The organism is Tardiphaga sp. 709 (genome assembly GCF_032401055.1).
Lineage (GTDB): Bacteria > Pseudomonadota > Alphaproteobacteria > Rhizobiales > Xanthobacteraceae > Tardiphaga.
The window spans coordinates 5369426-5386347 of the sequence record NZ_CP135529.1; the positions used below are offsets into that span (position 1 = coordinate 5369426).

17 protein-coding genes are annotated in these 16922 nt (G+C 60.0%); 7 read left to right on the forward strand and 10 right to left on the reverse strand.

Annotation, left to right across the window (positions count from 1 at the left end):
• Positions 1 to 2 precede the first annotated feature (2 nt).
• The 3 genes from RSO67_RS25910 to ctrA all read right to left on the reverse strand — a co-directional run bounded on the left by RSO67_RS25910 (position 3) and on the right by ctrA (position 1665).
• Positions 3 to 398, reverse strand: coding sequence for a hypothetical protein (locus RSO67_RS25910; RefSeq protein WP_315841179.1), 396 nt, complete (start codon positions 396 to 398; stop codon positions 3 to 5).
• Entirely contained in the window at positions 395 to 805 is a 411-nt protein-coding gene (locus RSO67_RS25915) for a DUF350 domain-containing protein (RefSeq protein WP_089267516.1), read from the reverse strand. The genes RSO67_RS25910 and RSO67_RS25915 overlap by 4 nt, the downstream gene beginning before the upstream one ends.
• Before the next feature lie 158 nt (positions 806 to 963).
• Positions 964 to 1665, reverse strand: a complete 702-nt coding sequence (ctrA, locus tag RSO67_RS25920; RefSeq protein ID WP_068737116.1) for a response regulator transcription factor CtrA — start codon at positions 1663 to 1665, stop codon at positions 964 to 966.
• Between the two features lie 372 nt (positions 1666 to 2037).
• On the opposite strand from ctrA, the gene fliI reads away from it, so the two are divergent.
• The 4 genes from fliI to RSO67_RS25940 all read left to right on the forward strand — a co-directional run bounded on the left by fliI (position 2038) and on the right by RSO67_RS25940 (position 5521).
• The gene (gene fliI / locus RSO67_RS25925) at positions 2038 to 3363 is read left to right on the forward strand and encodes a flagellar protein export ATPase FliI (RefSeq protein WP_315841180.1); all 1326 of its coding nucleotides are present in this window, start codon (positions 2038 to 2040) and stop codon (positions 3361 to 3363) included.
• 109 nt (positions 3364 to 3472) lie between these two features.
• The gene (gene fliJ, locus RSO67_RS25930; RefSeq protein WP_092149167.1) at positions 3473 to 3892 is read left to right on the forward strand and encodes a flagellar export protein FliJ; all 420 of its coding nucleotides are present in this window, start codon (positions 3473 to 3475) and stop codon (positions 3890 to 3892) included.
• Positions 3893 to 4091: 199 nt separating this feature from the next.
• A complete protein-coding gene (locus RSO67_RS25935) occupies positions 4092 to 4640 on the forward strand; it encodes a sigma-70 family RNA polymerase sigma factor (protein WP_089267514.1) in 549 nt (182 codons plus the stop codon).
• Positions 4640 to 5521 (forward strand): anti-sigma factor domain-containing protein, encoded by an 882-nt coding sequence (locus RSO67_RS25940; protein WP_315844362.1) that lies wholly within the window; start codon positions 4640 to 4642, stop codon positions 5519 to 5521. The genes RSO67_RS25935 and RSO67_RS25940 overlap by 1 nt, the downstream gene beginning before the upstream one ends.
• Positions 5522 to 6495: 974 nt before the next feature.
• On the opposite strand, the gene RSO67_RS25945 is transcribed toward RSO67_RS25940, so the two are convergent.
• On the reverse strand, positions 6496 to 6702 hold the full coding sequence (locus RSO67_RS25945) for a hypothetical protein (protein ID WP_315841181.1): 207 nt from the start codon (positions 6700 to 6702) through the stop codon (positions 6496 to 6498).
• A gap of 329 nt (positions 6703 to 7031) precedes the next feature.
• Positions 7032 to 9269, reverse strand: a complete 2238-nt coding sequence (flhA, locus tag RSO67_RS25950; RefSeq protein WP_315841182.1) for a flagellar biosynthesis protein FlhA — start codon at positions 9267 to 9269, stop codon at positions 7032 to 7034.
• A gap of 218 nt (positions 9270 to 9487) precedes the next feature.
• Between flhA and RSO67_RS25955 the strand changes: the two genes are divergently transcribed.
• A complete protein-coding gene (locus RSO67_RS25955) occupies positions 9488 to 10732 on the forward strand; it encodes an MFS transporter (RefSeq protein ID WP_410001915.1) in 1245 nt (414 codons plus the stop codon).
• Here the strand turns inward: RSO67_RS25955 and RSO67_RS25960 are convergent.
• The 5 genes from RSO67_RS25960 to RSO67_RS25980 form a co-directional block, all read right to left on the reverse strand.
• Positions 10729 to 11121, reverse strand: coding sequence for a hypothetical protein (locus RSO67_RS25960; RefSeq protein WP_315841184.1), 393 nt, complete (start codon positions 11119 to 11121; stop codon positions 10729 to 10731). The genes RSO67_RS25955 and RSO67_RS25960 overlap by 4 nt on opposite strands.
• Positions 11122 to 11276: 155 nt before the next feature.
• Positions 11277 to 11684, reverse strand: coding sequence for a DUF4864 domain-containing protein (locus RSO67_RS25965; protein WP_315841185.1), 408 nt, complete (start codon positions 11682 to 11684; stop codon positions 11277 to 11279).
• A gap of 4 nt (positions 11685 to 11688) precedes the next feature.
• Positions 11689 to 13017 (reverse strand): amidohydrolase family protein, encoded by a 1329-nt coding sequence (locus RSO67_RS25970; protein WP_315841186.1) that lies wholly within the window; start codon positions 13015 to 13017, stop codon positions 11689 to 11691.
• 95 nt (positions 13018 to 13112) lie between these two features.
• Entirely contained in the window at positions 13113 to 13415 is a 303-nt protein-coding gene (locus RSO67_RS25975; RefSeq protein WP_315841187.1) for a hypothetical protein, read from the reverse strand.
• A gap of 1109 nt (positions 13416 to 14524) precedes the next feature.
• A complete protein-coding gene (locus tag RSO67_RS25980; RefSeq protein ID WP_315841188.1) occupies positions 14525 to 15214 on the reverse strand; it encodes a Crp/Fnr family transcriptional regulator in 690 nt (229 codons plus the stop codon).
• A 232-nt stretch (positions 15215 to 15446) separates the two neighbouring features.
• On the opposite strand from RSO67_RS25980, the gene RSO67_RS25985 reads away from it, so the two are divergent.
• Both RSO67_RS25985 and RSO67_RS25990 read left to right on the forward strand, forming a co-directional pair.
• Entirely contained in the window at positions 15447 to 15680 is a 234-nt protein-coding gene (locus RSO67_RS25985; protein ID WP_315841189.1) for a DUF6894 family protein, read from the forward strand.
• A 926-nt stretch (positions 15681 to 16606) separates the two neighbouring features.
• On the forward strand, positions 16607 to 16786 hold the full coding sequence (locus tag RSO67_RS25990) for a hypothetical protein (RefSeq protein WP_315841190.1): 180 nt from the start codon (positions 16607 to 16609) through the stop codon (positions 16784 to 16786).
• The last annotated feature ends 136 nt before the right edge of the window (positions 16787 to 16922 follow it).

A 16922-nucleotide genomic window follows, 5' to 3' on the forward strand; every position in this document is an offset into this window, starting at 1 on the left:
AACTAGCCGCCGCCGGAGAAATGCGAGGCGAAGGAGCCGAAGCCACCGTGGGTTACGTGGCTGCTGCTGGATGACGAGCTGTCATATCCGCTGCCGGATGACGATCCGGTGCTGGCGAAGTTGCTGCGTCCCGAGGAACTGCTGCCCCCTGAATAGCCATGGCCGCCGGAGGATGACGACGAACTGCGCTGCTGACACTCCTGCTGCTGGCCGGCGATGGCCGCGCGGTTCGGGTCGCAATGTTCGCTCGGCATCAGCGCATAGGCGCCGCCGCCCAGGGCCATCGTCCCCATCAGCAGCAGCGCCACATGGTTGGAGCGTTTGCGCGACGGGGCCTCCTCATGCATTGGCTGCACGGGCTGGCGCTTGCCGAAGTTCTTTGCGGGCTCGCTTGTCATGGCGAATACACCATGGAGGCAGCGTTGAGCACGCCGGCGGCAAGGGAGGCGAGGCCGAGCCAGAGGGCCGGGGCCATCTCGCCATTGGCGATGCGATCCGACAATTGCGGCACCGGAATGCGCAAGATGAAATAGACGGCGATCTGCACGATCAGTGCGATGATCGCCCAGATCAGGCAGTCGATCACATTGGCGGAGTGGACGATGGCGCTAGCCACCGGCAGCACAAAGCCGAGCAGGCTGAGCCCCAGCGCGATCGCTGCCGGCGCGCAGTCCTTGCGGATCAGCGCGAACTCGTCATGTGCAGTCACGCGCAGATAGACGAACAGATAGAGCATCACGGCGACGATGCCGGTGCAGAAGTAAACGAGAAAGGCTGGCAGCCCGACCAGAGATTGCAGAACCATTCCGCCCCCGAATGCGCTTCAAGCGACATCGCTCGATACCGCTTATTGTATTCGTCTCAGCGAGCAATGGGAGAGTTCATCCACGCAAACAAAAACCCCGCCTTTCGGCGGGGTTTCGTGAGAACTTTCGGGGAGTGACGCTCAAGCCAGCTTGAAACTCAAGCCGGGATGCGGATCTCTTCTTCGTGCGGCTCGCGGAGCACATAGCCACGGCCCCAGACGGTTTCGATGAAGTTGCGGCCTTCGGAAGCATTCGCCAGCTTCTTGCGCAGCTTGCAGATGAAAACGTCGATGATTTTCAGTTCGGGCTCGTCCATGCCACCATAGAGGTGGTTGAGGAACATTTCCTTGGTGAGGGTGGTGCCCTTGCGGAGCGAGAGCAGCTCCAGCATCTGGTATTCCTTGCCCGTCAGATGGACGCGCTGACCGCCGACTTCCACCGTCTTGGTATCGAGATTGACCACCAGGTCGCCGGTCTGGATGACCGACTGGGCGTGGCCCTTGGAGCGGCGCACGATCGCATGAATGCGGGCAACCAGCTCGTCCTTGTGGAAAGGCTTGGTCATGTAGTCGTCGGCGCCGACGCCGAGACCCTTGACCTTGTCCTCGATGCCGGCGAGGCCCGAGAGAATGAGGATCGGGGTCTTGATCTTGGACACCCGCAGCTGCTTGAGCACATCGTAACCGGACATGTCCGGCAGATTGAGATCGAGCAGGATAATATCGTAGTCGTAGAGCTTGCCGAGATCGACGCCCTCTTCTCCGAGATCCGTCGTATAGACGTTGAAACTCTCGGATTTGAGCATCAGCTCAATCGACTGCGCAACGGCGCTATCATCTTCAATTAGCAAAACGCGCATGCCAGTCCCCTTTAGTCGCCGCTCCGGGCGTCAGGTCGGCCGCCATACTTGCGGCACCAAAAAACGCCTACGAACAACTGATTCGGATCCTGACTGGATATGGTTAACAAAACCTGATTCTTCAGCGCAAGCTCTAATCGTGCAATTTTTGTCGAATCGCCATAAGATGTTGCAGCAAAGACTCTTTTTGTACCCGTACCCGTTCAAGCTCCACATTAAGAGCCGGACTTAACCGACTCCACCGACTCGCCCCTTCATTCTGATGGCGCGAATGCTCTCAGTCATCCAAGACAGTGACGTAATGATTAACGATGCGGGTAAACACGGGGTTAAGGCCGAGCCGGCAATGAAGCGAAACTTAAGGGTTTTGCAATGAAAGCCCTTGCGGAACAGATTACTGACCTCGATGGCGTCAATATTTACGGCCGGGTGGTCGGTGTTCGCGGGTTAATGGTTGAGGTGGCCGGGCCGATCCACGCGATGTCGGTCGGTGCCCGAATTACCATCGAGACCGGGACAAGCCGTTCCATCCCCGCCGAGGTGATCGGTTTCAGTGGCGACAACGCCGTGGTGATGCCCTTCGCCGGACTGGAAGGCGTACGTCGCGGCTGCCGGGCGGTGATTGCCAATGCTGCCAGCCAGGTGCGGCCCTCGATTGCCTGGCTCGGCCGCGTCGTGAACGCCATGGGCGAGCCGATCGACGGCAAGGGGCCGTTGCTGCAGGGGCCGGCACCAATGCCGTATCGCGCGTCTCCGCCGCCCGCCCATTCTCGCAAACGCGTCGGCGCGCCGCTCGATCTCGGGGTGCGCTCGCTCAATACCTTCCTGACCTGCTGCCGCGGCCAGCGCATGGGCATCTTTGCGGGCTCCGGCGTCGGCAAGTCGGTCTTGTTGTCGATGCTGGCACGTAATGTCGATGCCGACGTCTCGGTCATCGGCCTGATCGGCGAACGTGGCCGTGAAGTGCAGGAGTTCTTGCAGGAGGACTTGGGCGAAGAAGGTCTCGCACGCGCCGTCGTGGTCGTGGCGACTTCGGACGAGCCTGCACTGATGCGGCGGCAAGCGGCCTATCTGACGCTGTCGATCTCGGAGTTCTTCCGCGATGAGGGCAAGGACGTCATGTGCATGATGGACTCGGTTACGCGTTTCGCCATGGCGCAGCGTGAGATCGGTCTGTCCGTCGGCGAGCCGCCGACCGCTAAAGGCTATACGCCGACGGTGTTCACCGAACTGCCGAAGCTGCTGGAGCGGGCAGGGCCGGGCACCGACGAAGGCTCGATCACCGGTATCTTCACGGTGCTGGTCGACGGCGACGATCACAACGAACCCGTTGCTGACGCCGTGCGCGGCATTCTCGATGGCCATATCGTGATGCAACGCGGTATCGCCGAGCGCGGCCGCTATCCTGCTATCAATATCCTGAAGTCGGTGTCGCGAACCATGCCGCGGTCCTGCGATCCAGCCTATTTGCCGACGATCACGCGGGCCCGGCAGATCATGGCGACCTATTCCGATATGGAGGAGCTGATCCGGCTCGGCGCCTATCGCGCCGGTTCCAGTCCGGAAGTGGACGAGGCGATCCGGCTGCATGAGCCGCTCGAGGCATTCCTGCGGCAACGGAAGGACGAAGTCTGCGGACTGGCCCAAGGTTATCAGCAACTGCAACAGATCGTTGGTAGTTTGGAAACGGAACGCTAACTTTGTCAGGCCATCATGACCCTCAGAGACGAGTTTCGGCCGGCCTGCCCCTTGCGGTCGGCCGGTTGTGTCCCGCGTTGAGACTGGGACTTCTGGGGAGTATGAGTCGATGAAGTCACGTGACACACTGATCCGCCTGAAAAAGTTCCAGGTCGATGAGAAGCGCCGACGGGTCAATCAGATCGAAGGCATGATTGCGGATTTCCAGCGCATGTCGGTCGATCTCGAGCGCGAGATCCAGACCGAACAGGATCGCGCCGGTATTCAGGATCCCACTCACTTTGCCTATCCGACCTACGCCAAGGCTGCGATTCAACGTCGCGAGAATCTGACGCGCTCAGCCGATGAGCTGCGCGTGCAGCTCGAAGACGCGAAGGCACTGCTCACCGAAGCGTTCGAAGAACTCAAGAAGGTCGAACTGCTCGATGAGCGCGATCAGGCCCGCGCGCGCGACGAAGAGAACGCACGCGAACAGGCCGACCTCGACAGCATCGGCCTGATGCGTGCCCGCATCGGCGCAGTGGCCTGATCCGCAGAAGCGGCGGGCCAACGAGCCTCAAAGATTGAAGTCATCAAGCCCGGGCCGTGAGGTCCGGGTTTGCTGTTTGTGGTCTATCCACAGCATAAACAGCGACATGGCCCGCTTGCTATAATCTATGTTACGACAGGGAATACCGCCGGGCGGCACCTCCGTAAGGCGAAAGGTATATTGAGGTTGGGGAGACGTAATGCTGACGCCGGCTGAGCTGGTCTGGCTTCTTGCCGCAGTTGCCAAAGGGGATGAAGCCGCCTTCGAGCGACTCTACGCAGCGACGCGCGCGAAACTCTTTGGCGTCGTGATCCGTATCTTGCGCAGACAGGATCTCGCCGAGGAAGTCATCCAGGAGGCCTATGTCAAGATCTGGAACAGCGCCGGGCAATTCAATCCCGGTGTTGCCTCGCCGATCACGTGGATGGCGTCGATCGCTCGTAACCGCGCTATCGATGTCGTTCGCAAGAGAAGCGAAACGTCTATCGAGGAAGAGCCGGCTGCAATGGAAGTGGCAGCCGATACACCTGACCCGCTCGCGCGACAGGAAATGACCGAAGAATTGAAGCGCTTGTTGGAGTGCGTGGGCCGGCTTGAGCCGGACCGGCAGAAACTGGTGCTGCTTGCTTACTACAATGGTTGGAGCCGCGAACAACTCGCGACGAAGTTCGAAGCGCCGGTCAATACAGTGAAGACGTGGCTGCGCCGTAGTATGATGGACATCCGGGAGTGTCTGGGACTGACATGATGGCCTATAGCGAAGACCATATCGCGCTTGCCGCGGAATATGCGCTTGGCACGCTCAGTGCCGAAGAGCGCGTGCAGGTCGAGACCATGATGTCCGTTGACAAGGATTTTGCCGCTGTGGTCGAGGCGTGGGAGCGCAAGCTCGGCGTTCTGAATCAGATGGTCGGCCTTGTCGAGCCGCGTCCTGAAGTCTGGGAGAAAATCCGCGTTGCGATCGGTCTGGCCGGTACGCAAGAAGCGATCGTGCATCCGGAAGCGCCGCAGCCGGTCGCTGCAGCGGCGGTTGTTGCTGAGCAGCCGGCGATCGATCGTTCGACGCTCGATCGTTCGAACGTGATTGATTTCTCGGTCCAGGCAAAACGCTGGCGCGGTGTCGCCACAGGCATGACCGCGATTGCCGCCATGCTTGTTGCGCTGATTGCCGTGCAGGCCTATCGCCCCGAATTGCTGCCGGCAGGTTTACGCCCGAAGGCAGCGCAACAGGTGGTGCAGGCGCCAGCGCCGCTCGCGCCGCCCGCACCAGCTCAGGCGCAATACGTCGCCTTGCTGCAGACCGACGCTGCGTCGCCCGCATTCATCCTCACTGTCGATGCGGCGACCAAAAACTTTACAGTGCGCAAGGTTGGGGCTGAACCGCAGGCCGGCAAAAGCTACGAGCTCTGGATTGTGTCCGACAAGCTGCAGCGCCCGCGCTCGCTCGGCGTGATCGGCAGCAACGACTTCACATCGCGTGCCGCACTCGCTGCCTATGATCCCGACGTCGTCAATCAGGCGACTTTTGCCGTGACCGTCGAGCCGGAAGGCGGTTCGCCGACCGGTGCAGCCACGGGCCCGATCGTGTTCACCGGCAAGCTGATCGAAACGGTGCCGCCGGCACGGTGAAGGGACTCGTCATTCCGGGGCGCATGAAAGCGGCGCAGCCGCTGCAATGCGAGCCCGGAATCCCGGAGTGTTTGGTGCGGTTGAAGACTCCCATGCTGAGATCCGGGGTCGCGTCCGGCAAGAGCCGGCCGCGCCCCGGAATGACAGTTTGGCGCACCCAAACATTTTTTCCTATCCCTCATTGACAGCATCCCTATAAGGTTTATATTCCCCTTCGTCCTGCCCCACCGAGAGGGGCGATCGCGATCGTCACGTTCGCGGGGTGGGATGCGGTGGACGCCGGAGATGCGGCGTCACGCGGTTTGGGGGTGACGTCTGTCTTCGGGCAGGACGGATCTGCGCCAGCACTGCCACTGGCAAGGAGACGGCCGACCTTGGGATGGAAAGACCCTCTGGACAGTGTGACGGACGACCAACTCGAAACGCGTTCGGCCAAGTGCTTTGCGGCTACCCTGTCCCTCCGCCCTGGGACATTAATTTTGGTGATGGGACCGTTCGCCATGGCAGATGTGCAGGCAACCGAAAAAACACCGCAGGCGGAACGCTGGGCACTTGCCCTGCGCCTCCGAAATTCCTGATGCACTCACAATTGCGGAAGACCGCATTCTGCATCAGGCCCAAGGGTGCAACGGGCACCCGGCGTTCCGCACGCCCTCTCACAAGGGGGCGGGAATGCGAAACACGACGGCGCTCCCGCGCCGCAAATAACAGGGGCGATGTCGCATGTCCGAAGGGCAGTGCTGTTTGACATTCAAATTCAGGGAGGTCGTAGGGTGGCTTTCGCGAAGGCGCTTTACCGATCCGTTACGCCGTGATCGTGGTGCAGATGACGTCGCAAACAAAGCACCCCACAAAAGAAAAACGCCCGTGGGGAGCGGGCGTTTTCCATTCAGAAGTCCACTCGGGGGGAAGTGGAGCTTCATGTATTCACCTGACGACCTTGGGGGACATCGCCACGCGAATTCTTGAATTCCTTAGCGGACCATGCTGGCATTCGAATTGGTGACAGCAACCGGCTGGCCTGCTTTGATCACGCGAGCGCTGGCGGTCTGGCTGTAGCCTTCGTCAGCATTCATGCGGGCCGAGATTCCGAAGCCTGCCACGAAGATACCGGCGACCAGAGCAACGATCACCACCTTGAGGTGGGTCATGCGATCCGCGCTGTAAATCGAGTGGTTCATTGGAAACGCTCCCTGCCGTCTTACTCTGCCTACGACCGTTTGTGTCGTGTCCGCGTCGGCAGGTTCAACTCATCACGCATAGGAAACGTGGTGTTGGGCCGTTCCGTTCCAAATAGTCGATCACAAAGCAGTGATAAGACGTGATCTGGCGCGATTGAAGCACCCGGCCTGGTCCTGAAATTCACGAATTATTATTTATTATCAGGGCGTTGAGTATGATTTGCACCATCGCCCCGAAATGGCCTCGGGCTGCGACATTCTGGCAAATCTCTTGTCTGTGACGAATTTACATCGGTTTCGGGCAAGGTTGCTAGCCTCTTGCCGCCGAATCAGACGCTTCCGACGGTCTTCAGGCGCGCGCGGGGGTGGATTTCCGCCTGGGACAGCACGGTGGTTTGCGCACGGAACCGTTCCACCAGCGAGCGCACGAACGGCCGGATCGAGGCCGAGGTGACCAGCACCGGCGCTTCGCCTTCGCGCGCGGCCTGTTCGAAACGATCGCGCACGGTGGTCATGAACTCCGACAGCTTCGATGGCTGCATCGCGAGACTGCGTTCTTCGCCGGTGCCGATGATCGATTCCGCGAAGGCCTGCTCCCACTGCGCCGACAGTGCGATCAGCGGCAGGTATCCGTTGTAGGACGTGTTCTGCGCGCAGATCTGTCGCGCGAGGCGCGCACGTACATGCTCGACGATGGTCGACGGGTTGCGCGAGAAGGCGAGGGCGTCGGCAATGCCTTCGAGGATGGTCGAGAGATCGCGCACCGAAATACGTTCGGTGAGCAGCAATTGCAGCACGCGCTGGATGCCCGACACGGTGATGAGCGACGGGACGATATCCTTGACCAGTTCGCCTTGTTCCTTCGGCAGGTCCTTCAACAGCTTCTGCACTTCGCCGTAGGACAAGAGATCCGACATATTGCCCTTCAGCAGCTCTGTCAGATGCGTCGACAGCACCGTGGCGGCATCGACCACGGTGTAGCCCTTGAGCGAGGCTTCTTCCTTCAGGCCGGCATCGACCCAGGTGGCGGGCAGGCCGAAGGTCGGCTCGGTGGTGTGAATGCCCGGGACATTGACCTGATTGCCGCCGGGATCCATGACCATGAACTGGTTCGGCCAGATGCGGCCGGTGCCGGCGTCCACTTCCTTGATCTTGATGATGTAGGTGTTGGCTTCGAGCTGCACGTTGTCCAGAATTCGGACCGACGGCATCACGAAACCCATTTCGACGGCGAGCGACTTGCGCAGCGCCTTGATCTGCTCGGTCAGGCGATCGGTGCCGTCCGGGCCGTTGACCAGCGGCAGCAGCGCGTAGCCGAGTTCGATCTTGAGATCGTCGATCTTCAGCGATGCGGAAATCGGCTCGTCCGCGGCGGCGGCTTGTGCTGCTGCGGCGGCGGCGGGCGCTGCAGCCTGATGCGCGACCTCGGCACGTGCAACCTTGTTGCGCTTGTTAGCGGTGACGGCGAGGTAGGCTGCGCCGCCGCCGAGTGCGAGGAACGGCAGCATCGGAATGCCCGGTAGCAGCGCCAGCGTCAGCATGACGCCGGCCGACATGCCCAGCGCCTGCGGATAGCCGGAGAATTGCTTGATCAGCGTCTTGTCGGCGGCGCCGGTAATGCCGGCCTTCGAGACGAGCAGGCCTGCGGCGGTGGAGACGATCAGCGCCGGAACCTGGGTGACCAGGCCGTCACCGACGGTCAGCAGCGTATAGGTGCGGCCGGCTTCCGAGAACGACAGGCCTTGCTGCGCGACACCGATGATGATCCCGCCGATCACATTGATGGCGGTGATGAGCAGGCCGGCAATGGCATCGCCGCGGACGAACTTGGAAGCACCGTCCATGGCGCCGAAGAAGCCACTTTCGTCTTCAAGGTCCTTGCGGCGCGATTTGGCGGTGGCCTCGTCGATCAGGCCGGCCGACAGATCGGCGTCGATCGCCATCTGCTTGCCGGGCATCGAGTCCAACTGGAAGCGTGCCGCGACTTCGGCGATACGGCCCGAACCCTTGGTGATGACGATGAAGTTCACGATCACCAGGATCGCGAACACGACGATGCCGATGACGAAGTTGCCACCCATCACGAAATTGCCGAACGCCTCGATGACGTGGCCGGCCGCGGCGGTGCCTTCGTGGCCATGGGACAGGATCAGGCGGGTCGAGGCCAGGTTCAGCGACAGCCGCAACATGGTCGAGATCAGCAGCACGGTCGGGAATGACGAGAATTCCAGCGGCGTCTGGGTGAACAGCGCCGTCATCAGGATCAGCACCGACATGGTGATGGAGATCGCGAGGAACAGATCCATCACGATGGCTGGCAGCGGCATGATCAGGACGACAAGGATGATCAGAACGCCAAATGCCAGGCCGATATCGCCGCGCAAGACGTTCGTCCTGATGCTGGCGAAGTCGAAACCGCCGCTCTTGGGTGCGCCCAGACCCTGACCCGCGATCAAATCCGTCATCGATGCCGCTTCCCCGCGCGAATGTCGTTCGCGACTGCCGAACGTCTGCGCAGCGGCCGAAGGGCCGCCGATCCGCAAGTGAGGCACCGCACTGGCATCCACGGGCATTCCCCCGGTCGGCTGACGAGACGCGACTCCACTCGGCAATTTTTGCCGTGTGTATGGTTAGCAAAGGGTTAACGAGACGTTACTGCGCGGCTTTGCCACCAGCCCGGAGCTAGTTTTGGCCGAACGGGTCTGTTGCGCTGCTTCTGCATGCCTAATCCTTCGGCAGATCGCTTGACCTGCGGGCATACGCCGAGGATGTTGCCGCCGTGACCATCGCGACCCCCACCTCAGATTCGACGCCGTTCCTGCCTGATTCCCGTCAGGCCTGGATCCGGCTGTCGCTTGCCTTGATCATCGGCTCGCTGGGGTCAGTCGGCATGTGGTCGGTGGTGGTGGCGCTCCCGGCCGTGCAGGCCGATTTCGCGGCCAGCCGCGGCGCGGCGTCGCTGGCCTTTACCCTGACCATGGTCGGCTTCGGCCTCGGCGGCGTGGTCGCCGGCAGGCTCACGGACCGGTTTGGCATCGTGGCCACGATCGCGCTTGCGACGGTGCTGATGGGCGCCGGCTATCTTTTCGCGTCGCAGTCCACGGCGCTCTGGCAGTTCAATCTTATTCACGTGGTAATAGGGGCAGGGTCGTCGGCAACCTTCGGACCGCTGATGGCGGAGGCGTCGCACTGGTTCGAGCGCCGGCGCGGCATCGCGGTGACTGTCGCTGCAACCGGCAGCTATATTGGCGGCACGCTCTGGCCGCCCATTGTCAGCTGGGGCATTCTGACTTTCGGCTGGCGCTCGACGCATATCAGTGTCGGGGTCGTTACGACCGTCCTGATGCTGCTGATGCTCGCGGTTCTGCGTGTGCAGATGGGCACGGCCACACGACGCAGTCACGTCAACGCGCCGCCGCCGAAGGTCGATCTCCAGCTCAGCAACAACACGCTGACGACGCTTCTCTTCGTGGCTGGCATTGGCTGCTGTGTCGCCATGGCGATGCCGCAAGTCCACATCGTCGCTTATTGCGGGGATCTCGGCTACGGCGTGACACGCGGCGCCGAGATGCTGTCGCTGATGCTGGCCTGCGGCATCGTCAGCCGTGTCGGCTCGGGCTTCCTCGCCGATCGTATTGGCGGCATTCGCACACTGTTGATTGGCTCGTTGCTGCAGGGCTTTGCGCTGCTGTTCTATCTGTTCTTCGACAGTCTGGCTTCGCTCTACATTATCTCGGCGATGTTTGGCCTGTTCCAGGGCGGTCTGGTGCCGGCCTATGCCATTATCATCCGCGAGGCGATGCCGGCCTCGCAGGCGGCTACGCGTGTCGGCATCGTTATCCTGGGTACGGTGGGTGGCATGTCACTTGGTGGCTGGATGTCCGGCGTCATCTTCGACGCCACGGGCTCCTACGCGGCAGCGTTCATGAACGGCCTCGCCTGGAATGCGCTCAACGTCACTATCATCACGGCGCTGATGTTGCGCGCGCGTCGCCGCACGGCTTTCGCGCCGGGCGCGTCTGTCGCTTAAGGCGTCAGATCCTGCACTGGCGGCATCGCCGGAAGTCCATCGATCGGTACGTTTTCGAGCGCGCGTTTGACCGGGCCGTTACCGAACATGCAATCAAGCGTCGGCTCGGCAATCGCCGTCATGGTCCGCGGGATCAAGGTTCGTTTGTCCGGCGGCAGCCAGTTCTCGTTCAGCGTGGGGACGCCGCGCTCGGTGACCCCGTACAGGATCGCGTCGAGAATATCGCGATCGCCGATCTCGTTGATCAGCGCGGTGCGGACGCAGTCGCAGATCGCCTCGGGATGCGCATAGCGCGACACCATGAAGGGCGCACAGAGCCGGATGAATTCACCACGCGGATCGGGCATCAGGGACAGGCGACGCACGTCGGCCATCGCGATGGTCGACACCCCGCACGCCAACAGGCTGCCCAGAACAATGGGAGACAGTGTGCTGAGGGACAGGTACCGCAACAGATTCACCCGGGAAGCAACCGTAGGACGAGAGACGTGCAGGACCTATTATAGATGATGTGAGGTGCGAATGTGAATGCCGCTGTGAGGTGTCACACAGCCTGGCCGACCTTCAGCAACATGCAGCCGCTGATCTTCAGGCTGCCATCAGGTTGCGGCTCCACCGTATAAAGCGCATCCCACGGCACGCCATCGGTATCGACGATATGGACTTTCTGCTCGATGATGCCACTGGACATATTGCTCTCGGTGAATTCGAAGCTGCGATGGCGATAGATGGGCGCATAGGCGTTGCGCACCATGTCCATGAAACTGTCGGGATCGGTGAAAATGCTCTGGATGTCGGGCGCTGCGAACCCATAGGCAGTTACAGCGTCGTCGCGCACCAGCGCATCGGCCTGGGAGCGGATGATCTTCTGCGCCGCCGCGACATGGTCCGCAGCACGGACAGGCGATGCGAGGCCGATCACTATGACGACAAGAAAGAGGAGGCTGCGCATAGGCTCACTTGCTCAAAGTATTCTTGTAGATGACGCCGTCCTTCATGATGATTTTGAAATTATTCGCGGGATCGGCAATCAGGTTGATGTTGTCCAGCGGATTGCCGTCGACAAGCAGTAAATCCGCGAGCGCGCCCTGTTCCACGACGCCGAGCTTGCCGGGATAGGGATTGCGCTTGCCGGACAGCGCCAGCAGTTCGGCATTTGTCGATGTCGCCATGACCAGCGCTTCGGCGGGGGTGTACCAGCGTGTGAGCGAGGCCAGAATTGCGCCCTGTTGCTGCGCCAGCGCGCGCGAGAACAGCACGTCGGTGCCCCACGCCGTCTTGATCTTGTACTTCCTGGCAAACTCGTAAGACCTGGCTATGCCGGGCCAGACCTCATCCGCCTTGGCCCGCTGGACTGACCCCTCCGGAAAGCCAAGCCTCAGATCCTCGGGGAGGGGCTGCAAGCTCAACCAGATGTCCTTCTCGGCCAGCAACCTGGCGGTCGCCTCATCCATCAGCATGCCGTGTTCGATGCACTTCACGCCAGCGGCGACGGCTCTCTGGATCGCGGCCGGAGTAAAGGCGTGCGCGGCGACATATGTGCCCCAATTCTCGGCCGCTTCAACGGCGGCGCGTAATTCGGCTTCGGTGAAAGTGGTTACGTCGACCGGACTGAAGGGGGACGACACGCCGCCGCCCGCCGTCAACTTGACCTGGGAGGCGCCCTGCATGAGTTGTTCGCGCGCGCGCACGCGCACCTCGTCAGGGCTGTCCGCAACTATAGCGCCACCGACCTGCTCCATGCGCGTGAGCATGCCGCCGATCGTGCGTGGCAGATCGGTCAGTTGCCGGAAATCCCCATGCCCGCTCGTGATAGTGATCATGGCGCCGGACGGATAGATGCGCGGGCCCTTGACGATGCCCTCGTCGATGGCACGCTTGAGGCCGAACACCGGCCCGCCAACATCGCGAACGGTGGTGAAGCCGCGCATCAGAGTGTCAGTCGCTTCGTTGCCAGCCAGCAGATTGTTGTAGCCGACGTCACCGAAAGCCTGTGCCGGCGTCACTCGTATCAACATCGCATGCCAATGATTGTCGATCAGGCCGGGCATCAGCGTATGCCCGCTTCCTGCGACACGCTGAGCGTCTGCCGCTGCTATCGGTGCCGTAGAAATACGCTCGATGACGTTGCCCTTGACCAGCACATGTGACGGAGCGGAAAGAGTGGCGCTTCTTCCGTCGAAGATTTGAACATTTTCGAAGAGCACATCGCCGGCGCTCGCGCTGCTGCAAAATGTCAGCGCGAGAATTGCTGCGAGCGATCGACTACCGACAGGGAACAACATGAGCGTTCTCCGAGCAGTGAGGCCTGCACTATGGCAGATGTCGGCGTCCACTTGAAGGTGGCAGCGCGATCGATGGATCTGCGATCCGGCTCGTGTTACGGGAAATCCGCTCGGCCAGACGTGAATATATCTGGTTGCTCAAGCTCGTCCGGCATCGCCCATCCTTCAGCCATTAAAGCGACATGGAGCGCGGCTCGAACGTCGGGTGGCTCAATTGTCCCGACGGTCGCGTCATTCAGAACAGCGATCAGCTTCGTCCACCGCGGCGTTGTCTTGGCTTCGCTGTCAACGTAACGCTGGACCCATCTGATCGCCGCCAGGAGAGAAAAGATCGTGCGGTTCTTCGCCGGGGTTTGCCCGGGCGCCTCAGGCATCAATCGAATTGGTTCAAAGATCATTTGCACACAAACCGACTGCTGAAATTCGCTTTATCGTGCCACAGAGCCAGCAATACGCAATGGGTGGCGGCACGACCCATAGCAACTGCACGCCGCTCTGAAGGCCGTGATCAAGCGCGATCATCGTCCTGGATTGAGTTTGGCGAATCGGAGATACGATTTTAAAGTCAGGATAAAATCTGGAGCCAGGCGATCAACGATTCTGCGCTAGCGTATGGTTATACGGAAGCGACGGTGCGCTTCATCCGAAGCCCTCCCGGTGCTCACACTTAAATAGACGGCTCGGCGCTGGGTGGGGATCTAGCCCCAGGCCGGCTAGCCGATCGGCAACGGAAATATCCCAAGCGGCCCCTCGGTCTACTGCCCCGACGGCACGCAAGATATCTCGTCTCTGATCAAATAGCGCAAGGGGGCTTGGAATTTATCATCACAGGGGCCCGACAGGATCGCTCCCGTTCGAGTGCAATCCAGCGCGTTCCTCAACTGCCCAAGCTTGTTCCTGGTATTTCATCGCCAACGCATTCAGCCGATCTGATACTGACCGATATCCGACAAACTTAGCAAATTTTTTGCACCTTCGAGACATGGATCTCAATCGTGCAGCCGTTGCGATCGCTTCTCGTTGGGGCTTTGTCAGAACCATCGACGTCCTCGGTTTCAATCCGCCACTATCCACTCCGCCATTCAGCAGAGCTACGGTCGCACTGATCCAACGTTGTAAAGATAAGTGTAGTTCCCTGATACAAAAGTATCAAAAACTACAGCGCGTAGGTCGCTCTAGCGCCGAGCCAAGCGATGCTTCCGGGTATCAAGCTTTTCATCGATAATTCGCATCACGACGCAAGGAACCTCAATGGTCTGCCTGCTCTGAGCGTGCGCTTTGCTATGTGCATTTTCACATCGCTGGCATCTGCCCAGAAGTTTATCGACTGGGCGATTTCGATCAACGTCGGCATGAGGAAACCTGCATCGCCAGCCAGTATGGCGTCAGGGGGCACCACTTCCGAAGGACGGTCTCGGGTGACGCAGGCCCGGAGCCCAAGCCCACCACCCAGTTGAGCTCCAGAAGGCCGATCCTGAGCGCATCACTTTGTGGAGATGATCTGGCCTTACGTCGGTGCCTGCTCTCGCATCGTCTCATAACATTCGCACGACAATTCCTTGAGCCGCTTGCGATCTAGAACCGTAATGACTCCCCGCGAGTAGGTTATAATGCCGGCTTCAGAAATCCGTCTTGCAACATCGGTAACTGAAGTGCGCCGTACACCAAGAATCTCCGACAAGAACTCTTGCGTAAGCGTGATCTTCTCGGGGCCGGCCCTGTCGCCGGTCTGAAGCAACCAGCGACAAAAGCGCGCTTCAACGGCATGGAGTGCGTTGCATGCGGTGGTGATGCGCGCTTGTGCTAAAAGTGTCTCATTGTAGCGAATGCAAAGATCACCAATAGACGGCGACGCTGCGACAAGTTTGCGGAATGGTGCTGCATGCACTCTTAAGGCGGACCCGGAGATCTGAACAACTGCTCTCACCTGAGATACATAGATGCCTAGCCCCGCCATTGCAGACACGACGCCTTCTTTACCGACTGTTGCGGTCTCAATGGCTTTGCCGCTCTTCATGACCACGACTAGTGAAATCATGCCAGAAATTGGGAAAAGAATTTCGGACGCTTCATCGCCTGCTTCACAGACGATTGTTCCTTGCGATAATTCGATCACTGCTGAGCGCTGAATCAGTGCGTCGAAGTCCAAACGTGGCAGACTCGCCAGCAATTTGTTGTCGAGCGGATTTCTGGACACTTGCTATCCCGCCCGGTCGGTCTGGGCCGTAGGCGCGGGGTCATCATACCGGCGTCCGAGAACCGCCTCCGCTTCCGTCACTTTAGACGGATCAACCCATGTCTTCCGTCCGGATTACGACATTCATGGACAAGGAAGTCGCCAAGTCGCAGAAGGTGCTGAAAATTTATATGTCGTAATTACGACTTATCGATGTGCGACCTGATATAACTGGGTGGCCGGGGAGAATCGGATGCCGTTGTATTCGTTCAACATCATTGAGCCCAACCGAATACGGATGGCGGCAATCAGCCTTGAGCTCGAAAGCGATGAAGCTGCTTGGGAGGAAGCTACCATGACCTGTAGCGAGCTCATGAAGGGTTTTAACGGAGGCTTTCGCCCGGGAGACGAATGGCGGCTTGAAGTGTTGGACGCCAGCGAGCAGCCTCTTTACAGCGTGAGGATCTCGTCAGCGGGGCAGCGATAGCTGCGAAGACACATCGCTCCTTGGCGGGAACTCATAAATGGGGCGGGCCAGATGCGCTACGCCTTTCGCGACCGCGAGAAAACCCGGGAATACGTGCTCACAATTACCTCAATCCCTGATCCGACAGCACTCTCGAAAATTGATCCAAAGTCAGGGTGTTTCGGGGCTTCTTGGATACGCCCAGTTCAGGATACGACTGACCACCCCGATCGGTGAGGTTGCATTCCGTTGGATGTTGCACACCAATACGCCACCCTTGCAGAGCTGCCGATAGATCGCCCGCAAGGCGTCGCGCCTAAGCGCGTCCTCTGCATTCGACCGCATCTTTAGTGTGTTCGTCATCGTGTTGGGGCTAATCCCCGTTGCGATAGTCGCGACGCTCGTGTTCGCAAAATAGGGCCGCCTCAGTGGGTGGCTTTTTTCGCCTGGACGATCTTGCTCATGCATGCGGACGGACCGCGTCGAACCGAACGCGCGGTCGGTTCAGCGTTCACAGTAGCCTGTTTGAAAATCTCGTTCGCAATAAAAAACCGCCGGCATTTTCGCACGGCGGCTGCCGGAGCATTCCAAAATCGATTGGTACTTAAAACCCCCTCCGGCGTACTAAACAAAACATACAGACCCCGATTAACGAAGCGGCATCTCGGTTCCAGCGAGCGGAACAGCGAGGGCCGTTGCAATTCGACATCACCTTCTCAGCGGGTGAGAAGTGACCATGTGGCGCCGTTTAAGAAGCGGGCTTGACGATTTGCTGGACCCATTCTCACACTGACACGTATCTTGAACGTGACGGTGCCGCTCGTCGCCCCACGGCACTGCCATCTTGTGGCTCCGGCTTTGATCTCCATCACGGCTGGCGCTGCCTGGGCGGGCAATCCGATATCCGGCTGTTCTCTCGATTAACATGCACTGAAAAGGCTGTGTCCATGACCGGCGATCAATCGAGAAAACTGAAAATCGGCGATCGCGTCCATTGGAAGAACGACGTAGGCGACGCCGGCACCGTTACTGAGAACACCTGGAGCTGTGTCGTCATCAAGTGGGACAATCGCGGCCTTCAGACGATCATGCATAACGACATGGTCGATGTCTCGTTGGGTGATTGAGCGAAGAACGAAGGTGGGGGATTCCCCGGGTCAGAACACGCACCGTTTCATTGGCGGATCTGGTGGCCGAAGTTCAGCGCTATGATCCTCGTCGTCCATACTAGAACCCCCGCTTGCTCTTCCGACGCTGTGAGGC

What these genes read in the sequence shown, in the direction of transcription:
- RSO67_RS25910 (WP_315841179.1), bottom strand. Translation starts at nt 398, where the DNA reads ATGACAAGCGAGCCCGCAAAGAACTTCGGCAAGCGCCAGCCCGTGCAG.
- RSO67_RS25915 (WP_089267516.1), bottom strand. Translation starts at nt 805, where the DNA reads ATGGTTCTGCAATCTCTGGTCGGGCTGCCAGCCTTTCTCGTTTACTTC.
- ctrA (WP_068737116.1), bottom strand. Translation starts at nt 1,665, where the DNA reads ATGCGCGTTTTGCTAATTGAAGATGATAGCGCCGTTGCGCAGTCGATT.
- fliI (WP_315841180.1), top strand. Translation starts at nt 2,038, where the DNA reads ATGAAAGCCCTTGCGGAACAGATTACTGACCTCGATGGCGTCAATATT.
- fliJ (WP_092149167.1), top strand. Translation starts at nt 3,473, where the DNA reads ATGAAGTCACGTGACACACTGATCCGCCTGAAAAAGTTCCAGGTCGAT.
- RSO67_RS25935 (WP_089267514.1), top strand. Translation starts at nt 4,092, where the DNA reads ATGCTGACGCCGGCTGAGCTGGTCTGGCTTCTTGCCGCAGTTGCCAAA.
- RSO67_RS25940 (WP_315844362.1), top strand. Translation starts at nt 4,640, where the DNA reads ATGGCCTATAGCGAAGACCATATCGCGCTTGCCGCGGAATATGCGCTT.
- RSO67_RS25945 (WP_315841181.1), bottom strand. Translation starts at nt 6,702, where the DNA reads ATGAACCACTCGATTTACAGCGCGGATCGCATGACCCACCTCAAGGTG.
- RSO67_RS25965 (WP_315841185.1), bottom strand. Translation starts at nt 11,684, where the DNA reads ATGCGCAGCCTCCTCTTTCTTGTCGTCATAGTGATCGGCCTCGCATCG.
- RSO67_RS25970 (WP_315841186.1), bottom strand. Translation starts at nt 13,017, where the DNA reads ATGTTGTTCCCTGTCGGTAGTCGATCGCTCGCAGCAATTCTCGCGCTG.
- RSO67_RS25975 (WP_315841187.1), bottom strand. Translation starts at nt 13,415, where the DNA reads ATGATCTTTGAACCAATTCGATTGATGCCTGAGGCGCCCGGGCAAACC.
- RSO67_RS25985 (WP_315841189.1), top strand. Translation starts at nt 15,447, where the DNA reads ATGCCGTTGTATTCGTTCAACATCATTGAGCCCAACCGAATACGGATG.
- RSO67_RS25990 (WP_315841190.1), top strand. Translation starts at nt 16,607, where the DNA reads ATGACCGGCGATCAATCGAGAAAACTGAAAATCGGCGATCGCGTCCAT.